The 19,446-nt window shown below is 69.7% G+C and carries 12 protein-coding genes and 1 pseudogene; 4 read left to right on the top strand and 9 right to left on the bottom strand.

Translation table 11 applies throughout. The features are described from left to right. Window positions 1–136: 136 nt before the first annotated feature. Window positions 137–2,722, bottom strand: coding sequence for an aminopeptidase N (gene pepN, locus SLUN_RS13490; RefSeq protein ID WP_108148723.1), 2,586 nt, complete (start codon window positions 2,720–2,722; stop codon window positions 137–139). Between the two features lie 203 nt (window positions 2,723–2,925). On the opposite strand from pepN (SLUN_RS13490), the pseudogene SLUN_RS13485 reads away from it, so the two are divergent. Further along, window positions 2,926–3,430: pseudogene (locus tag SLUN_RS13485) on the top strand (DUF1203 domain-containing protein). 52 nt (window positions 3,431–3,482) lie between these two features. Here SLUN_RS13485 and SLUN_RS13480 read toward each other — a convergent pair. Continuing rightward, entirely contained in the window at window positions 3,483–4,511 is a 1,029-nt protein-coding gene (locus tag SLUN_RS13480) for an aspartate-semialdehyde dehydrogenase (RefSeq protein WP_108154716.1), read from the bottom strand. Window positions 4,512–4,726: 215 nt separating this feature from the next. Next, complete coding sequence (locus tag SLUN_RS13475) at window positions 4,727–8,053, bottom strand: S8 family serine peptidase (RefSeq protein WP_108148722.1); 3,327 nt, start codon at window positions 8,051–8,053, stop codon at window positions 4,727–4,729. Between the two features lie 357 nt (window positions 8,054–8,410). Here SLUN_RS13475 and SLUN_RS13470 point away from each other — a divergent pair, with 357 nt between their 5' ends. Further along, window positions 8,411–9,562 (top strand): serine hydrolase domain-containing protein, encoded by a 1,152-nt coding sequence (locus tag SLUN_RS13470; protein ID WP_108148721.1) that lies wholly within the window; start codon window positions 8,411–8,413, stop codon window positions 9,560–9,562. Window positions 9,563–9,621: 59 nt separating this feature from the next. Here SLUN_RS13470 and SLUN_RS13465 read toward each other — a convergent pair whose 3' ends face one another. Both SLUN_RS13465 and pepN (SLUN_RS13460) read right to left on the bottom strand, forming a co-directional pair. Further along, complete coding sequence (locus SLUN_RS13465) at window positions 9,622–10,677, bottom strand: hypothetical protein (protein WP_108148720.1); 1,056 nt, start codon at window positions 10,675–10,677, stop codon at window positions 9,622–9,624. 137 nt (window positions 10,678–10,814) lie between these two features. Further along, a complete protein-coding gene (gene pepN / locus SLUN_RS13460; protein WP_108148719.1) occupies window positions 10,815–13,418 on the bottom strand; it encodes an aminopeptidase N in 2,604 nt (867 codons plus the stop codon). A 133-nt stretch (window positions 13,419–13,551) separates the two neighbouring features. On the opposite strand from pepN (SLUN_RS13460), the gene SLUN_RS13455 reads away from it, so the two are divergent. Next, window positions 13,552–14,196, top strand: coding sequence for a mycothiol-dependent nitroreductase Rv2466c family protein (locus SLUN_RS13455; RefSeq protein WP_108148718.1), 645 nt, complete (start codon window positions 13,552–13,554; stop codon window positions 14,194–14,196). Between the two features lie 155 nt (window positions 14,197–14,351). Here SLUN_RS13455 and SLUN_RS13450 read toward each other — a convergent pair whose 3' ends face one another. The 3 genes from SLUN_RS13450 to SLUN_RS13440 form a co-directional block, all read right to left on the bottom strand. Beyond that, window positions 14,352–14,993 carry a superoxide dismutase gene (locus SLUN_RS13450; RefSeq protein ID WP_108148717.1) on the bottom strand — a complete coding sequence of 214 codons (642 nt, stop codon included), beginning with the start codon at window positions 14,991–14,993 and terminating at the stop codon, window positions 14,352–14,354. A gap of 85 nt (window positions 14,994–15,078) precedes the next feature. Beyond that, window positions 15,079–16,155: a glycerophosphodiester phosphodiesterase family protein gene (locus SLUN_RS13445; protein ID WP_108148716.1), complete on the bottom strand. Its 1,077-nt coding sequence runs from the start codon at window positions 16,153–16,155 to the stop codon at window positions 15,079–15,081. Between the two features lie 130 nt (window positions 16,156–16,285). Next, window positions 16,286–17,680, bottom strand: coding sequence for an amino acid permease (locus SLUN_RS13440; RefSeq protein WP_108154715.1), 1,395 nt, complete (start codon window positions 17,678–17,680; stop codon window positions 16,286–16,288). Window positions 17,681–18,087: 407 nt separating this feature from the next. Between SLUN_RS13440 and SLUN_RS13435 the strand changes: the two genes are divergently transcribed. After that, window positions 18,088–18,672: a biotin transporter BioY gene (locus tag SLUN_RS13435; RefSeq protein WP_108148715.1), complete on the top strand. Its 585-nt coding sequence runs from the start codon at window positions 18,088–18,090 to the stop codon at window positions 18,670–18,672. 93 nt (window positions 18,673–18,765) lie between these two features. On the opposite strand, the gene SLUN_RS13430 is transcribed toward SLUN_RS13435, so the two are convergent. After that, on the bottom strand, window positions 18,766–19,440 hold the full coding sequence (locus SLUN_RS13430) for a hypothetical protein (protein WP_257153719.1): 675 nt from the start codon (window positions 19,438–19,440) through the stop codon (window positions 18,766–18,768). Between the last annotated feature and the right edge of the window lie 6 nt (window positions 19,441–19,446).

Raw genomic sequence — 19,446 nt, 5'->3', positions numbered from 1 at the left:
GTCGGGAAGCATATCGGGCTCTGGTGACGGGAAATGACGCCAGGTCAGTAAATCCGGGGGAATTGGCGCGATGCATACGCTCGCGAAACACAAGAGCGCCCCGGGCCGAATGACCCGGGGCGCCCCTGAGGTGCGGTTACGCGGCAGCGGCGTCCGCCGCCTGCGCCTTCAGCGCCCGCTCGACACCCGCGCGGGACTCCGAAATCAGCCGCCGCAGTGCCGCGTTCGGCTCCGCCGACGCCAGCCACGCGTCCGTCGCGTCCAGTGTGGTCTGCGAGACCTGGAGCGAGGGGTAGAGCCCGACCGCGATCTGCTGCGCGATCTCATGGGTGCGGGTCTCCCACACGCCCTTGACAGCCGCGAAGAACTTCTCCGCGTACGGCGCCAGCAGCTCGCGCTGGTCGGTCTGCACGAAGCCCGCGATGACGGACTCCTGCACGGCGTTGGGCAGCTTGTCGGACTCGACGACCGACGCCCAGGCCTCCGCCTTCGCCTCCGCCGTCGGCCGCGCCGCGCGCGCCGTCATCGCGTGCCGCTCGCCGGCCGCCGTCTTGTCGCGCTCGGACTCCGCCGCGATCTCGTCCGTCCCGAGCCGGCCGACCGCCGCGAGACGCTCCACGAACGTCCACCGCAGCTCGGTGTCCACCGCGAGGCCCTCGATCGACTCGGTGCCGTCGAGCAGCGCCTGCAGCAGGTCCAGCTGCTGCGGCGTACGGGCGGTCGCGGCGAACGCGCGGGCCCACGCCAGCTGGTGGTCACTGCCCGGCTCGGCCGCGCGCAGATGCGCCAGCGTCGCGTCCGTCCACCGTGAGAGCCCCGCCTCGCGCCACCCCGGCGCCGCGTACAGGTCGATCGCCAGCTTTACCTGGCGGTGCAGCGACTGCACGACGCCGATGTCCGATTCCTTGCCGATGCCGGAGAGGACCAGCGAAAGATAGTCCCGCGCCGCCAGCTCGCCGTCGCGCGTCATGTCCCAGGCGGAGGCCCAGCACAGGGCACGCGGCAGCGACTCGGTGAAGTCGCCGAGGTGCTCGGTCACGACGCGCAGCGACTCCTCGTCGAGGCGGACCTTCGCGTACGAGAGGTCGTCGTCGTTGAGCAGGATGACCGCGGGACGGCGGGTGTTCTGCGGGAACGGCACGTCCGTGTGCTCGCCGTCCACATCCAGCTCGATCCGGCTCGTACGGACCAGTTTGCCCCTCTCGTCGAGGTCGTAGCAGCCGATCGCGATCCGGTGCGGACGCAGCGTCGGCTCACCCTTGGCACCGGCGGGCAGGGCCGGGGCCTCCTGCCGTACGGAGAAGGAGGTGACATACCCCTCTTCGGAGATCTCGAGCTCCGGGCGCAGGACGTTGATGCCGGCGGTCTGGAGCCACTTCTGCGACCAGGTACTCAGATCACGGCCGGAGGTCTCCTCCAGCGCGCCGAGCAGGTCCGACAGCCGGGTGTTCCCGTACGCGTGCGCCTTGAAGTACGCCTGCACACCGCGGAAGAACTCGTCCATCCCGACGTACGCGACGAGCTGCTTGAGCACCGAGGCGCCCTTGGCGTAGGTGATGCCGTCGAAGTTCACGAGAACGTCGTCGAGGTCGCGGATCTCGGCCATGATCGGGTGCGTGGACGGCAGTTGGTCCTGCCGGTAGGCCCAGGTCTTCGTGGAGTTCGCGAAGGTGGTCCAGGAGTGCGGCCACTTCGAGTCCGGGTGGTAGGCCTGGCAGGCGATCGAGGTGTAGGTGGCGAACGACTCGTTCAGCCACAGATCGTTCCACCACTCCATGGTGACCAGGTCACCGAACCACATGTGGGCCAGCTCGTGCAGGATCGTCTCCGCGCGCACCGCGTACGCCGCGTCCGTCACCTTCGAGCGGAAGAGGTACTGGTCACGGATGGTCACCGCGCCCGCGTTCTCCATCGCGCCCGCGTTGAACTCCGGCACGAAGAGCTGGTCGTACTTGGCGAAGGGGTAGTCGTAGTCGAACTTCTCCTGGAACCAGTCGAAGCCCTGCCGCGTGACCTCGAAGATCGCGTCGGAGTCCAGGAACTCGGCGAGCGAGGGCCGGCAGTAGATGCCGAGCGGGACGGACTGGCCGTCCTTCTCGTAGCTGCTGTGGACCGAGTGGTACGGACCGACGATCAGCGCGGTGATGTACGTGGAGATGCGGGGCGTCGGCTCGAAGTGCCAGACGTTGTCCTTGGGCTCTGCCCCTTCCGAATATTGCAGTACGGAGTTCGAGACGACCGTCCAGCCCTCGGGGGCCGTCACGGTGAACTGGAACGTCGCCTTCAGGTCCGGCTGCTCGAAGGAGGCGAAGACGCGGCGGGCGTCCGGCACCTCGAACTGCGTGTAGAGATACGCCTGCTGGTCCACCGGGTCGACGAAGCGGTGCAGGCCCTCGCCGGTGTTGGTGTACGAGCAGTCCGCGACGACCTTCAGCTCGTTCGGGCCGGCGTGCAGATGCGGCAGCGCGATCCGCGAGTCCCGGAAGACGGCGCCAATGTCCAGCGCCTTGCCGTTCAGCACGACCTGGTGCACGGCGGGGGCGACCAGGTCGATGAAGCTCTCCGCACCGTCCTCGGCGGACGCGAAGCGCACGGTGGTCACGGACCGGTAGGTGCCGCCCTCCTGCGCGCCGCTCAGGTCGAGCTCGATCTCGTACGAGTCGACGCTCAGCAGGCGGGCCCGCTGTTGCGCCTCTTCGCGGGTCAGATTCGTGCCAGGCACGCGGTCATCTCCTCGGTTCGTGACGTTTGCGGCCATCCTTCCATGGGGCGCGGGGGCGCCGCCTGCCCTGTCCGGGGGCGGGGGTGCGGGGCCTGTCCGGTGCGTGTTCCAGGGGCCCGGGACGTCGGCCCTGACGCGGCGTAGCCGAACTCCCTGTCCGTTTTCCGCCGGAACCAGGCGCCGGATCGCGGCACGCTGAATCCATGACCGACACACTCTGGGCCGCGCGCCCCATCGAGCCCGCCGTCGCCGGGCAACTCCGCGACACCGACGACGCGGGCCGCGCCTGCGTCCCGTTCACCGACACGGAGGGCGGAGCACCGCTGCGGTGCTGTCTGCGCCCGAGCGAGACCGGCGAGCGGATCGCGCTGGTCTCGTACGCGCCGCTGCGCCGGTGGGCGGCCCAGACGTGGGCGAAGCCGGGGGCGTACGACGAGCAGGGCCCTGTCTTCATCCACGCGGAGGAGTGCGGGGCCGGGGCGGGGTCGGGGAGGGTATCCGTTCGCGCGTCCGGGAGCGCTGCGGACGCTGCGAAGCTATGACGCGGAGGGCCGTATCGCGGGTGGCCGCCTGCTGGAGATCCCGGAGACGGCGACGGAGGCGTTCGACGCTGCGCTGACGGAGGCGTTCGGGGATCCGGGGGTGGTGCTGGTGCATGTGAGGGCGGTGGAGTACGGGTGCTTCCAGTTCGAGGTCCGGAGAGCGTAGGCCCGAGCTGGGGCGCTGCCCCGGACCCCGTACGGGGTCCGGGGGCCTCGCCCTAACCCTTCAGCTCCTCCGCCACCAGCTCCGCGATCTGCACCGCGTTCAGCGCCGCACCCTTGCGCAGGTTGTCGTTGGAGAGGAACAGTGCGAGGCCGTTCTCCACGGTCTCGTCGTTGCGGATCCGGCCCACGTACGAGGCGTCCTTGCCGGCCGCCTGCAGCGGGGTCGGGATCTCGGAGAGCTCGACGCCGGGGGCGTCCCCCAGCAGCTCGTACGCGCGCTCCACGCTGACCGGGCGCTCGAAGCGCGCGTTGACCTGCAGCGAGTGGCCGGAGAAGACCGGGACCCGCACACACGTGCCGGAGACCTTGAGCTCCGGGATCTCCAGGATCTTGCGGGACTCGTTGCGGAGCTTCTGCTCCTCGTCCGTCTCGAAGGAGCCGTCGTCGACCAGGTTGCCCGCGAGCGGCAGCACATTGAAGGCGATGGGGCGCTTGTAGACGCCGGGCTCGGGGAAGCTGACGGCCTCGCCGTCGTGGGTCAGCTCGGCCGCGTGGTCCACGACCTTCTTGACCTGGCCGTCGAGCTCGGCGACACCGGCCACGCCCGAGCCGGACACGGCCTGGTAGGTCGTGGCGACCAGCGCGGTGAGGCCGGCCTCGTCGTGCAGCGGGCGCAGCACCGGCATCGCGGCCATCGTCGTGCAGTTCGGGTTGGCGATGATGCCCTTGGGTCGGTTCTTGATCGCGTGCGGGTTGACCTCGGAGACGACCAGCGGCACCTCGGGGTCGCGGCGCCAGGCCGAGGAGTTGTCGATCACGACGGCGCCCTGCGCGGCGACCTTCTCGGCGAGCGCCTTGGATGTCGCGCCACCGGCGGAGAAGAGCACGATGTCCAGGCCGGAGTAGTCCGCGGTGGCGGCGTCCTCGATGGTGATCTCCTGGCCCTGCCATACGAGGGTGTTCCCGGCGGAGCGGGCGGAGGCGAACAGCCGGAGCTCGTCGATCGGGAACTTCCGCTCGGCGAGGATCTTGCGCATGACTCCGCCGACCTGACCGGTGGCTCCGACGATTCCGACCCTCACGGTGACTCCTTCTGTCTGTGCGTACATGTCTGCGTATGACGCGGGCAGCCCGCCCATCATGCGTATGACCCCGGTCTGCTTGTCCAATCCATTGTCCGCGTACCGGGACGTGTGAGGCAGGACATACGAAGAGCCAGGACGTACGAAGAGGCAGGACATACGAAAGGGGCGGGCGCCCAGCATGGACGCCCGCCCCCTCCAGATCACTCGACGAGCTACGGAGTGACCTTCTCGATCACGACGCTGCCCGCGCCCGCGGCCGTGCCGCGCCCGTTCAGCAGCTGCACCTCGCCGAAGAACTGACGCCCCTCGGGAGCCGCCCCGCCCACCAGAACTTCGGCGCTGACCTGCGCCGACGCCCCGTTGGCGAGCTGGACCGGCTTCGTCGAGTCGACCTTGACCGAGCCGAGCGAAGCGGAGAAGAACACATCGCGGTAGTTGTACTCGGTGGTCCCGGCCGGGACGGAGTAGCCGTCGACCACGATGGTGTAGGTGCCGGCGGCCGGCTTGAGCAGGCTCACCGCCTCCTCCGAGTCGCCGTCCGCCGCCTGGCCGACCAGTACGTCGCCCAGGAAGACCGACAGGTCCAGGTCCGCGCCGTTGTCGGAGACTCCGCCGATGGCGACGTCGAGACGGTCGACGCCCTCACCGATGGTGACCGTCGACTCCTGCGACTCGTGGTGCGCGATGGACGGACGGGCGACCTTCGCCGAGCCCAGCGGACCGCCCGCAAGCTTGCCGTTGATCGCTCCGAAGCCGTTGGTGACCTTCCACTCGACGGGGGCCGGCGTGCCGACCTTCGCCTCGGGGATCGTCTTGACGGCCGGGTCGAAGGTGGCGCCCAGCAGGGTGACGTCCAGCTTGTACGGGTTGTCGAGCAGCGGCGACGTACGCCGCGACTCGACCTCGATCTCCCAGACGCCCGGGGTCGGCTCGGCGTACGAGCGCAAGTCCGGACGGCAGGTGTTCGCCGGATTGTTGTAGTTCGGGTAGCAGAAGATCGTCGAGCTGTCGTCGACCCCCACGCCGTACGGGTGGATGCCGATGAACCGGGTCTGGCTGTCCTTGCCCAGAGAGCCGAGCGCGACCTCGAGGTTCTTCGCGCCCTCGGGCACCGTGACGAAGTACGACGTGTGGCTGTTGCGCTGCACCGAGCCGGACGCCGAGAAGCTGTACTCGGGCTTCGCCAGCTCCTTGGAGACGACCACGGTGGCGAGGATCTGCTTGTCGATGCCCTCGGTGCGCTCGTCGTCCAGCTCGAGGATCGCGCTGTGCACGCCTGCCGAGCGGGGCTTGGCCTCGACCTTGACGGTCACCGGCTTGTTGAGCTCCAGCGTGACCGCGCCGGAGCCCGGCAGGTCGAAGGTGCCGTCGTTGTACTTCCAGTCCAGCTCGTGCCGCACGGGGCGGTCCGGGCCGGTCGTACGGGTGATGGTGACGTCGTACGACTTCTTCTGGCCGGCCTTCAGACCGCCCTCGCGGTCGTAGAGACCGGTGCCGAAGCCCGGGGTCTTCAGCGCGAAGTCGATCGCGGTGTCGACCGGAGCCTTGACGGCGTACTCGTGGGCGGTGGCACCGTCCTCGATGGACTCCCAGGCGTCGACGACATTGATCAGGCCGGAGCCCTGCTCATGCGCCTGCACTCCGGCGATACGGTGCGCCGTGCTGGTCAGCGCGGTGCGCAGCTTCGCCGGGGTCAGCGCGATGTTCCGCTGCTTGGCGGCCGACAGGAGCAGCGCGCTCGCGCCCGCGGCCTGCGGCGAGGACATCGAGGTGCCCTGCAGCATCGAGTAGCCGGCCGGGAGCTTGTAGCCCGCCTCGGCGACCGGGCCGCCGGGGGCCCACGTCTGGGTGGTGTTGATGGAGGCGCCGGGCGCGGTGATGGTCGGCGTGAAGCCGCCGTCCTCACGCGGGCCGCGGGACGAGAACGGCAGCAGGTTGTACTTCTTCTCCACGCCCGAGCCGTAGTTGGCGGCCCAGGTCTCCTTGGAGATGGACGCGGCGACCGAGATCACCTTGTCTGCGACGGCAGGGTCGCCGAGGGTGTTGGTGCCGGGACCCTCGTTGCCGGCCGAGATGACCAGCTGGACGCCGTAGGTGTCGATGAGGCGGGTGTAGAGCTCGGCGCGGGCGTTGTTGCCGTCGTTCAGCGCGGGCAGACCGCCGATGGACATGTTGACGATGTCCACGCCGCGGTTGATGACCAGGTCGGCCATGCCCTCGGTGAGCGCGATGTTGGTGCAGCCGCCGCTCCAGGTGCAGGCGCGCGAGGAGACCAGCTTGGCGCCGGGCGCCGCGCCGTTCATCCTGCCGCCGAAGAGGCTGTTGGCGGCGGTGATGCCGGCGACGTGCGTGCCGTGCGAGCCCTCGATGACGCCGATGTTGACGTAGTCGGCCTTGGCGCCCGCGGCGTTGTAGACGACGTCCTTGCGGACCTCGATGACGAACGGGATACGCTCGACGACCTCGGTGGCCGGGTTGTCGGTGCCGAAGTAGCCGATCTGGAAGCCGTTCTTGTACGGCTTCATCACGGTGTCGTTGGAGAAGTCCGCGTCATTGTTGAGGTCGACGCGGGCGGTCCGGGTGCCCGCGTCGTACAGCACGCCCCAGACGTCGGTCGTGTCGCCGTCCCGGTTGAGGTCACCGGCCATGTCGCCGCCCTTGGTGGCGGCCTCGGCGAAGAGGTTGAACTTGTACGCGCCCGCCGGGGCGGAGTACGTACGGCCGTTGACGGTGAACGTCGGGCCGCTCACATCGAGCGACATCCGGCGCCAGGTGCCGTCGCCGTCCGCCACCGGGTCGGTCGCGGTGACCCAGTCGACGATCTTGCGCTCGCCGGTGGTGGTCTTCTGCAGCGCCGGGTGGCCGACGTCGACGCCCGAGTCGAGGATGCCGATCGTCACACCGCGGCCGTCGGCCCTGGGGTGCTCCTTGACGAAGTCCACCGCGCCCGTCTCGAAGGACGGGTTGTACGGGTTCTTCGCCGGGGTGTTCGTGCCGGGCGCAGGGTACTGCGTGGCCTGCGCGCCCGCGGTGCCCCCGCCCTTGGCGGTGTCCCCCGCCGGGGTCGGGTCGTCCAGCTCGACCTCGTGCTTGAGGTCGATGCCGTGAACGCTGGAGAGCTTGGCGGCCGCCTTCAGCGCGGCCTCCGCCTTGGCGGTGGGCAGGGTGGCCCGTACATAGCCGAGCCGGTCGAACGTCCTGCCGACCGTGGCGCCATCGACCGCGTCCAGCTGCTCGGCGACCTGCTCGGTCGCGCCCGGTGCGGTGGCGACCATCACGGTGACGGTCTTGTCGCCCTTGGCCTCGGCCTGGGCGAGCAGTTCGGCGTCGGCCGATCCGAGCTTGTCGGAGGACTTGGCCGCCTTGATGCCCGAGGTGCCTGCCGGATCGTCGGCGGATCCTGCGGAGAAGGCCGGGGCGGAGCCCGTGGCGACCAGCGCGGCCACCAGCGACGCGGCGGCCGCGATACGGGCCACGCGTCTGTGACCTGGTACGGAGCGCCCTGATATGGGCCTCTGGGATTCGGGGGTCATCAGCATCCCTGTTTGGTGAAAGAGAGGGTCCGGAATTCGGTGCCGGATGACCGGTCAGCCTTTCGTAAGTGACAGGGGTTTGTGGAGAGTTGGCGGAGGCGGGATACGGTCATGGCGCACATCCGCCACTGCGGAGCATGCGCCATCGGGGATATAGGGGTGGTTTCCCGGCTTATGCCTTCCGTGGCCCTCCCGGTTTCAACCTTCCGGGTTCAGCCTTCCGGTTCAACCGTCGCTGCGGCCCGCGTAGTGCCGGGAACGGCCGATAGCAGCTCAACCCTTCCGCGCCGGGCAACGCCGCACTCCCTGCCCGAGTCCTGTCCGCCGACCGCAGTCGTAGAGCAGTCGAGAGAGAGGACTGACATGTCAGTACGTACGGGCCGGACGGCGTTGATCGCAGTGGTGATGGCGTCCGTGGGCGTGACCGCCTTCGTGACCCCCGCCGCGGCGGACGGGACGACCGGCGGCCACCACCGCCACCGCGGCACCCAGCAGGCAATCGAGGCCGCCGTCCGCGATGGTGTGCCCGGAGTCGTCGCCCAGGCGCGGGACCGCGACGGCACCTGGAACGGCACGGCGGGTGTGGCGAACCTGCGGACCGGGCGTGAGCGCCTGCCCCAGGACCGCTACCGCGTCGGGTCCATCACCAAGACCTTCGTCGCCACGGTCGTGCTCCAGCTCGAGGCCGAAGGCAGACTCGGCATCGACGACACCGTCGAACAGTGGCTCCCCGGCGTGGTGCGCGGCCACGGCCACGACGGGCGCCGGATCACCCTGAGGCAACTCCTCAACCACACCAGCGGGATCTACAACTACACCGACGACCCGGGCTTCCAGAAGAAGGTCTTCGGCGGTTTCCTCCAGCACCGCTACGACACCTGGACGCCGCGACAGCTGGTGGGGCTCGCGATGGAGCACGAGCCCGACTTCGCGCCCGGCGCGAGCTGGCACTACTCCAACACCAACTTCATCCTCGCCGGGATGGTCGTCGAAAAGGTGACGGGACGGTCGTACGGATCCGAGATCGAGCGCCGGATCCTGCGCCCGCTCTCCCTGCGCGCCACCTCCGTGCCAGGGACCGACGCCCGGATGCCGCGCCCCAGCGGCCGGGCCTACTCGAAACTGTCCGAGGACCCGAAGGCGAGGATCCATGACGTGACCGAACTGAACCCGTCGGCCGCCTGGGCGGCCGGCGAGATGGTCTCCGACTCCGCCGACCTGCAGCGCTTCTACCGGGCGCTGCTGAAGGGGAGGTTGCTGCCGCGGCAGCAGCTCCGGGAGATGACCACCACGGTCGAGGTGGACCCGCAGCGGCCGGGCAACGGCTACGGTCTGGGCCTGATGCGGCTGAAGACGAGCTGCGGCAAGGACGTCTGGGGCCACGGGGGCGGCATCCACGGTTCCTCGTCCGAGGCGCTGATGACGCGGGACACGAGCCACTCGCTCGCGCTGAACTTCAACGGCGACTGGTCCGGGGACGCGTGGGCGGTCGTGGAGGCGGAGTTCTGCGGCTGACGTCAGGCCGGGCGCGCGCCGGGCGGCCGCTGGTTCGTGGGCTGCCGCCCGGTCGTTGCTCAGCGAGGCAGCACCACCACATAGGCGGCCGGGTCGCGGTCGGCCGACGCCATCATGGCCGTGCGGACCACGGTCGCCTGCTGCTCCGGCGACTCCCGCAGCTTCCCGGGCGTGAGGTGGACGACGGTGATGCCGAGCCGCTCCAGATGCTCGCGTTTACGGGCGTACTCCGACCACAGCGCGTCCTCGCCGTGGCGCGGTGCGCGGGTGTCCAGCCCGACCGCGACGGCCTGCTCGGGCCAGTAGGCGTCCACACCGCCGAGGTGGGGGCCGCCGGGCAGCCGCAGGTCCACGTTCCAGACGGGGTCGGGGAGCCCGTACGTCCGCACCAGGTCGTACAGCCGGTCCTCCGCGAGCGCGCGGCCCTCGGCGAGGAGTGAGTCGACGGCGTCCATGACGTGGGGCCGGGAGAGCAGCCGCGCGCGGTTCAGCTCCTTGACGACGGCGGTGGGTTCGCAGTGCCCGCCGCGTACGGCCTCGGTGAGGAGGCGGCGTACGGCATTGATGTCGGCGAGCTGCGCGACGGCGTCGGCGAGGGCGCGGGGCACGGGGGCGACGGGCACGCCGGTGATCTCCTGCGGTCTGGGCAGCGCGTGCGCGCGTACGACGCGGGCGCACCCGGTCGACCGCAGGCGCCGGGTGCGGGGCACGAGGACGTCGATCCGGTCGAGGGAGAGCAGCGGCGGGGCGGAGGAGAACCGGTGCAGGGCGAGGGCGGCGAGCCCGGTGATCATGGCCTCGCCGTACAGGGGGGTGTCCTCGTCGCCCTTCCCTTCCCTCCCCGCACTCCCCTCCTGGCTGCTCTGCGCGGGCACGGTGGGCCGCCCGGCGAAGAGGAGCGTGCCGTGCAGCAGCTCGTCGCTGGTCGGCGGACCGGGGTGCAGAACGTACACACCGGGCAACAGCAACTGCCAGGGTCCACCGGGCCGGCACTGCGTGGAGGTGCGGGCGGCGGAGACACCGTGCGCGCGCAGCTGCGCGACGGAGAGGACGCGCCGCTGAACGTCGGAGAGGTGACTGAGGGGGAGGGGGGAGAGCGGGGTGTTGTGTTTCATGCCGGGGGGATGCCCGCGGGTGGGGCGCGGGCTAACCGCTGTTACAGGCTCGTCGACAATTCAGGACAACCCCGTCCTAAAGTACGGGCGTTCGACTGCCGAAAAGGCCTGTTTCGCGTCCGGGGGGTGGGTCCCCCTCAGGCACCCGCGCCCGCACCCGCACCCGCACCCGTGTCGCACGCCTGTGCCCGCAACCCCCTCGCCAAGTCGTCCCGCGCCTCCAGCACCAGCCGCCGCAGTGCCGGCGGCGCGTCCGGGTGCGAGGACAGCCACGCGTCCGTCGCCGCCAGCGTTCCCGCGTTGTCCTGCAGGCCCGGGAACAGGCCCTTCACCACGTCCATCGCGATCTGGATCGACCGCTCCGCCCACACCCGCTCGATCGCGTCGAAGTACTTCGACGCGTACGGCGCCAGCAGCTCCCGCTGCCCCGCCTGCGCGAAGCCCGAAATCGTCGCCTCCACCAGCGCGTTGGAGAGCGCGTCCGACTCCACCACCGCCGCCCACGCCTGGTCCTTCACCGCCGCCGACGGCCGGGCCGCCAGGCAGCGCACCTGGTGGCGCTTGCCCGACGCCGTGTCGTCGCGGGACAGTTCCCCCGCGATCGCGGACTCGTCCGCCACCCCGTGCGAGGCCAGCGGCTCCAGGAACGCCCAGCGCAGCTCCTGGTCCACATCCAGACCGTCGATCTTCGCCGTATCCTCCAACAGGCCCTGCAACAGCTGCAGATCCGCCGCCGACGTCGCCGTCGTCGCGAAGAAACGCGCCCACGTCAGCTGGTGCTGGCTCCCCGGCTCGGCCAGCCGCAGCTCCCGCAGCGCGCCCTCAGCCAGCAGCCGCCCGCCCTCCTCGCGCCACTGGGGCGCGGCATAGTGGACGAGTGCGGAACGAGCCCACGCGTGCAGCATCTGCAGCACGCCGATTTCAGACTCGCGCCCCGCGAACCGCAGCACCATCGCGATGAAGTCCCGCGCCGGCATCAGCCCGTCCCGCGTCAGATTCCACAGCGCCGACCAGCACAGCGCCCGCGCCAGCGGGTCGGTGATGTCATCCAGATGCGCCCGCAGCGTCGCCAGCGAGCCCTCGTCGAAGCGGATCTTGCAGTACGTCAGATCCTCGTCGTTGACCAGGATCAGCTCCGGCTTCTCCGCCCCGGTCAGCCCCTCCACGACCGTCCGCGGCCCGGCGACATCGGCCTCGGCCCGCGCGTACCGCAGCAACTCCCCGGCCGGAGTGCGCCGGTACAGGCCCACCGCCACCCGGTGCGGCCGCAGCTCCGGGTGCGATTCGGCCGCCTCCTGGACCACCGCGAGCTGCGTGATCCGGTCCCCCGCGTCATAAGTGACCACAGGAGTCAGGGAGTTGACCCCGGCCGTCTGCAGCCAGGACTGCGACCACGTCGCCATGTCCCGCCCGGACGTCTCCTCCAGCACCGACAGCAGATCCCCGAGCCGCGTGTTCCCGTACTCGTGCCGCTTGAAGTAGCGCCGCGCGCCCTCCATGAACGCGTCCCGCCCCACGTACGCGACCAGCTGCTTCAGCACGGACGCGCCCTTCGCGTACGTGATCCCGTCGAAGTTCAGCTTCGCGTCCTGAAGGTCACGGATGTCGGCCGTGATCGGATGCGTGGACGGCAGCTGATCGGCGCGGTACGCCCACGACTTCCGGTTGTTGGCGAAGGTCACCCAGCCGTTGGTGAACCGGGTCGCCTCCACCAGCGAGAACGAGCCCATGAAGTCCGCGAACGACTCCTTCAGCCACAGGTCGTCCCACCACTGCATGGTGACCAGATCGCCGAACCACATGTGCGCCATCTCGTGCAGGATGACGTTCGCCCGGCGCTCGTACGCCGCCTGCGTCACCTTCCCGCGGAAGACGAACTCCTCGCGGAAGGTCACACACCCCGGGTTCTCCATCGCGCCGATGTTGTACTCGGGCACGAACGCCTGGTCGTACTTCCCGAAGGGGTACGGATAGTCGAAGTGGTCGTGGAAGAAGTCCAGACCCTGCTTCGTCACCAGGAAGATGTCGTCCGCGTCGAAGTGCCGCGCGAGCCCCTTGCGGCACATCGCACCGAGCGGGATCTCCAGCGTCGTGCCGTCGTCGAAGGTCCGGCTGTAGCGGTCGGTCCTGTAGTGGTACGGACCGGCGACGACCGCCGTGATGTACGTCGAGATCGGCTTCGTCTCCGCGAAGCGCCAGGTCTCCCCGTCCCGCGACTCCTCCGCCCCGTTGCTCCAGACGGTCCAGCCCTCGGGCGCGGTCACCTCCAGGCGGAACGGCGCCTTCAGGTCCGGCTGTTCGAACGTGGCGAAGACACGGCGCGCGTCGGCGGGCTCGTACTGCGTGTAGAGATAGACCTCGCCGTCCTCCGGATCGACGAAGCGGTGCAGCCCCTCGCCCGTCCGGCTGTACGCACACTGCGCGTCCACGACCAGCACATTCTCCGCGGCCAGCCTGTCCAGCGTGATCCGTGACCCGTCGAAGACGGCGGCGGTGTCCAGCTTCTCGCCGTTCAGTGTCACGGCCGTGACGGCGGGCGCCAGCAGATCGGCGAAGGTCCTCATCCCCGGCCGGGTGGCCCTGAAGCGGATCGTCGTCACCGAACGGAAGGTGCGCGGCCCGGAGCCCTCCGGAACCTCCCCGACCGCCGAACGCAGGTCGAGGGCCACCTCGTACCCGTCGACGGACAGCAGCTCGGCCCGCTGACGGGCCTCGTCGCGGGACAGATTCTCACCGGGCACGGGCACTCCTTTGTGTCTCGTTCGAACAGCACCGATCCTGCCATGTGCACCTGGCACGCGGTATCCGGGAATCCGGCGGTGAGCGGTGGCGTTGCCCGTTCGAGGCGTTCACAACGTCATAACGAGGAGAGACATGTCCCAGAACGGCAAGCGCGGCAAGACCCCCGTGGACTTCTGGTTCGACCCCCTGTGCCCCTGGGCCTGGATGACCAGCCGCTGGATGCTCGAGGTGGAGAAGGTCCGCGACGTCGAGGTCCGCTGGCATGTGATGAGCCTCGCCGTGCTGAACGAGGACAAGCTCGACGAGCTCCCGGAGCAGTACCGCGAGGGCCTGAAGCAGGCGTGGGGCCCGGTCCGGGTGGTCATAGCCGCGCAGCAGAAGCACGGCGACGAGATACTCGGCGACCTCTATACGGCGCTCGGCACCCGCTTCCACAACCGCGGCGAGGGCAACACCCGCGAGGGCATCGTGGCCGCGCTGGAGGAGGTCGGCCTGCCGGCGGAGCTGATCGAGTACGCCGACTCCGACACGTACGACACCGAGCTGCGCGCCTCCCACAAGGAGGGCATCGACAAGGTCGGCCAGGAGGTCGGCACCCCTGTCATCGCGGTCCCGGGCGCGGACGGCGAGCAGATCGCCTTCTTCGGCCCGGTCGTCACCCCGGCGCCGAAGGGCGAGGAGGCGGCGAAGCTGTGGGACGGCACGCTGATGGTCGCGTCCATCCCGGGCTTCTACGAGATCAAGCGCACGCGGACCCAGGGCCCGATCTTCGACTGACCGGTCGGCCGTGCACGGAAGAGCCCCGCGCATGGAAGAGCCCCGCGCATGGAAGAACCCCCGCGAGTCATGTCCTCGCGGGGGTTCTTCGTTACTCCGCCCGCACGTGAAGGTTGAGAAGACGATCACGAGCAGGACGCTTTTGAGGTCCGGTACTACGGAGCCAGCAGCAGGTTGTTCGCGCGCTGCTTCGCGGAGGTGTAACGCTTCGCCACGTCCTGCCAGTTGACGACCTTCCACATCGCCTCGATGAAGTCCACCTTCTGGTTCTTGTACTGAAGGTAGAAGGCGTGCTCCCAGGCGTCGAAGACCAGGATCGGGACCGAGCCCTGGCCGACGTTGCCCTGGTGGTCGTAGATCTGCTCGACGATCAGACGGCCGCTGACCGGCTCATGGGCGAGGACGCCCCAGCCCGAGCCCTGGGTGGTCGCGGAGGCCTTGGTCAGCTGGGCCCTGAAGCCGGCGAAGGAACCGAAGGACTCGGCGATCGCGTCCGCGAGTTCGCCGACGCCGTCCGTCTCCAGCGGCTCGCCGCCGCCGTCGCCGGTCATGTTGTGCCAGTAGATCGAGTGCAGGATGTGGCCGGAGAGATGGAACGCGAGGTTCTTCTCCAGGCCGTTGATCGTCCCCCAGGCCTCCTTGTCGCGCGCCTCCTCGAGCTGCTCGAGGGTGTCGTTGGCGCCCTTGACGTAGGCGGCGTGGTGCTTGTCGTGGTGGAGCTCGATGATCTGCGGGTTGATGACCGGTTCGAGCGCCGCGTAGTCATAAGGAAGTTCAGGAAGCGTGTAAATGGCCATGTCCGGTCCCTCCGGCTGCTTATTGCACATCTTATGCAAGTGCACGCTAGCAGCAGGAGGGCCGGGGGGTGATCAGGCGATGGTCCTAGGCCGTGAGGCCGTTCCTGGCGATCACCGCGAGGTCCGGGAAGTCGGTGACGACGGCGTCCACGCCGAGCCCGTAGTGCAGGGCGTACTCGGCGAACGCGTCACCGAAATCGCTGGGGTTGGTGCCTCGGCGCAGGGCTGCCGGAAGGAACTGGTTCTCCGCGCGGAAGGTGTACGCGCCGACCTTCAGGCCCGCCGCGTGCGCGTCCGCCAGCAGTGATGACGGCGCGACCACCGAGGACTTGTCCGGGCCGATCCAGTCCGCGTACTCCGCGATCTCGCGCAGCCCGGCCGGGGTCATCATCTGCGCGTACGTCTTCGGGTGGCCGTACGGCCCGCCGGTGGTGCCGAGCGCCTGCCACAGCGGAAGGCGCAGGCGAGCTTCGGCGATGCGCAGCAGGCTGGACGGCTCGAAGGACTGCACGACGCACTCGCGCGCGTCGAGCCGGTTGCGCCGGATGACGCGTATGAGCTCCGGCTCCAGCGGCAGGCCGATGGAGCGGAAGTATGTCGGGTGTTTGGTCTCCGGGAAGACCGCGATCCGGCGGCCGTGCTGCCGGGACAGGGTGCGGGCGAGGTCGACGACCTCCTGGAAGGTCATGATCTGCTCGCGGCCGCCGAAGACGGTGTTGCGGTTGCGGACGAGCGGCAGCCGCTCGACCGCCCGCAGGGTCTTCAGCTCGGCGAGCGTGAAGTCCTCCGTGAACCAGCCGGTCACGGCCCGGCCGTCGACCGTCTTGGCCGTACGCCGGTCCGCGAACTCGGGATGCGCCGCGATGTCCGTGGTCTGTGAGATCTCGTTCTCGTGGCGGACGACGAGGACGTGGTCCTTGGTAGGGACGAGATCCGGCTCGATCCAGTCGGCCCCTGAGTGGGCGCCGAAGGTGTAGGCGGCGGCGGTGTGCTCGGGGCGCCAGCCGGCGGCGCCGCGGTGTCCGATGACGAGGGGGCCGTTCGTGAACCGCCTGTTGTCCGCGGCGGCTTGCGTGGCGGGCAGCGTGGCGGGCAGCGCGGCGGCGGCGGTCACGGCGCCGGCGGCGAGCAGGAACGAGCGACGCTGGGTGAGTGCGGGCATGTGGGTCTGTTCCCCCACCCCGCCCGTTCCCGAAACTGGGGCTCCGCCCCAGGACCCCGCGCCTCAATCGCCGGCGGGGCTTGAGGTTGCCGTACGGGGTCCGGGGCTTGCCCCGGTTACGAGGGAATGCTCACCCCTTGCGCGACGCCGCGACCTGCCGCACGTACCCCGCCAGCGCCAGCGCCAGTGTCAACCCGCCTGTGTAGTACAGCTGCGTCCGCGTGTCCGGCTCGCGCGCCATCAGGACGAACACCGCCGCCATCCCCACCAGCGCGGCCCACGTCAGCCCGGGGTACAGCCACATCTTCACGACCAGCTTCTCCGGGGACTCCCGCTCCAGTTGCCGGCGCAGCAGCAACTGCGAGACGGCGATGAAGAACCAGACGACCAGGATCACGGCGCCGATCATGTTGAGCAGCCACATGAAGACGTCGTTCGGGCGCCAGTAGCTGAGCAGCACACACAGGAAGCCGAAGACGGAGGAGACCAGTACCGCCGTGCGCGGCACGCCGCCGAAGACCTTGCCCAGCGCCTTCGGGCCCTGGCCGCGGGCGACCAGCGAGCAGGCCATGCGCGACGCGCCGTAGACGTTCGCGTTCATCGCGGAGAGCAGCGCCACCAGCACGACCATGTTCATGATCTGGCCCGCGCCGGGGATGCCCAGGTGGTCGAGGGTCGCGACGTACGGGCCCTTCTCGACGACCTTCGGGTCGCCCCACGGCACGAGGGTGACGATGACCGCCATCGAGCCGATGTAGAAGAGCGCGATGCGCCACATCGCCGTACGCACGGCCTTCGCGACGCCCTGGACCGGGTGTTCGGACTCCGCCGCCGCGATGGTGACCGTCTCCAGACCGCCGTACGCGAAGACCGAGGCGAGCAGACCGACGACGAGTCCCTCCGAGCCGTTCGGCATGAAGCCGCCCTCGCCGGTGAGGTTGGCGGTGCCGGGCGCGTCGGTGCCCGGGAGGATGCCGAGGATCGCCAGCACGCCGATGCCGAGGAAGAGCGCGATCGCGCCGACCTTCAGCGCCGCGAACCAGAACTCGAACTCGCCGAAGTTCTTCACGGCCGCCAGGTTCGTGCCGCAGAACACCAGCATGAAGAGGGCGACCCAGGCCCACTCGGGTGTGCCCGGCAGCCAGCCCGTCATGATCTTGGCGGCGCCGATGCCTTCGAGGCCGACGGCCACACAGAGCAGGAACCAGAACGCCCAGCCCGCGGTGAAGCCCGCCCACGGTCCGATCGCCCGCTCGGCGTGCACCGAGAAGGAGCCGGACGCCGGGTTCGCGGCCGACATCTCGCCGAGCATGCGCATCACGAGCATGACGAGCAGGCCCGATATCGCGTACGCGACGACGATGGAAGGACCGGCCGCGGCGATGCCGGCGCCGGAGCCGACGAAGAGGCCGGCGCCGATCACACCGCCCAGGGCGATCATCGACAGATGGCGTTGCTTGAGTCCGTGCGAGAGCGAAGCGCCGACCTGCTGGTCGACGGGCGCGGGCGCGGAAGTCCGAGACATGGGCATGCCCTGTTCAGTTGCTGAGACGGGAGAGCGACGCACAGTCTGGGCGCGAGCCCCGTTTACAGGGAGCGCATGTCCGCTATACGGGCACGATGCTCACCCAAGGTGAACACGCACGCACGTCGCGCCCGTACCTCAACTCTGGAACAGTTGCGTGGATCGGTTATGGGGAACCTACAGTCTGGCCGAGCCGCGGCCCTTCCCGCACAACAGCTCCCCGGGCCCCGGACCTCAGTGATGAGCGTCACGTGCTCCCGCGATTCAGGTCGATTGAGACCCATCCTTTGTGCGAACTCCACCAAGCCGCCAACCGCCGCTTTGTGGACGGCTGATGGTGATCGACCGATTCCGGGTGGGCTACCGTCGGCCTGTCCCCACCTGCCCTCACCTTTCGCGGAGTCCCGATGAGCACTGCTTCCGTCACCGCACGCCCGGGAGCGGTCCTCGCCGACCTGTTGCCCGCCTCCCGTACGAAGGACATCGCGCTCGTACTCGGCGGCGCCGTGCTCACCGGCATAGCGGCCCAGATCGCCGTCCCGGTCCCCGGCTCCCCGGTCCCGGTCTCCGGCCAGACCTTCGCCGCGCTCCTCGTCGGCACCGCGCTCGGCGCCCGCCGCGGCTTCCTCTCCCTCGCGCTCTACGCGGTGGTGGGCATGGCGGGCATGCCGTGGTTCGCGGAGGGCGCTTCCGGCTACGCGATGCCGTCCTTCGGCTACATCCTCGGCATGCTGCTCGCGGCCACGGTCGTCGGCGCCCTCGCCCGCCGCGGCGCGGACCGCTCGGTCCTGCGCACCGCGGGCGCGATGGTGGCCGGCTCCGTGATCATCTACGCGGTCGGTGTCCCGTACCTCTCCCTGGCCACCGGGATGTCGTTCAGCGCCGCGATCGCCGCGGGCCTGGTGCCCTTCCTCATCGGTGACGCGCTGAAGGCGGCCCTGGCGATGGGCGCGCTGCCCACCACCTGGAAGCTCATCGGCCGCCAGGGCTGATCGCTCCGGTCGGCTCCGACGCGGAAGGGCCCGCGGCCGCCGGCGGCCGCGGGCCCTTCTGTGCCGTCCCGGGGTTCCCGGGCGTCGGATCTCTCAGGGGCGCCCGGCCCTGCGGGTCGTCCACCAGATGCCCGTACCGCCGAGCGCGAAGAGCGCGAGGGCGGCGAGAGCGAGCGGCAGCGTGCTGCCGGCCGGCCCGGTGCGCGGCAGATCGTCCGCGGCCGGCGGCTTCTCGGGCCCGAAGGGCACATTGTCGGTGCCCAGGAGGAGGGGAGTGTCGGGCGCGTTCGGCGTCGGCTGCGAGGTACCGAAGGGGACGGGCCCCTGCTGCCAGATCAGCTTCTCGCTGGTGCCCTCGGTGACGGGCAGACAGATCTTGCCGGTCTTCTGCAGATCGAAGGTAGCTGCCACCTCGTACGAACGGTGCTTGCCGGCCGCGATGTTGTCGATGACGCAGGCGTAACCGCTGTTGGAGCCCTGGGGCAGCCGGCCCTCCGGAATCGGCACGCAGCCCTCGACCGCCGTGATCTTCATTCCGTCGAAGCCCACGACGGAGAGGGTGACCGGACCGCTGTCCTTGGTCCCGCCGTTGGCGACCGTCGCGGTGACGGTGGTCTTCTCGGTTGTGTTGTCGACCGTGATTTTCCCGGGCAGTTCGGTCGTGATCCTCACATCTGCGGGTGCGGCGGGCCCGGGCGTGCCCCCCTGGCTGCTCCCGGGCTCCGGATGGTCGGCGTATGCGCTGGACGGCAGAATCAGTACGCCCACGGCAAT

Source organism: Streptomyces lunaelactis (genome assembly GCF_003054555.1).
Lineage (GTDB): Bacteria > Actinomycetota > Actinomycetes > Streptomycetales > Streptomycetaceae > Streptomyces > Streptomyces lunaelactis.
This window is presented reverse-complemented; position numbering and strand designations above follow the sequence as displayed.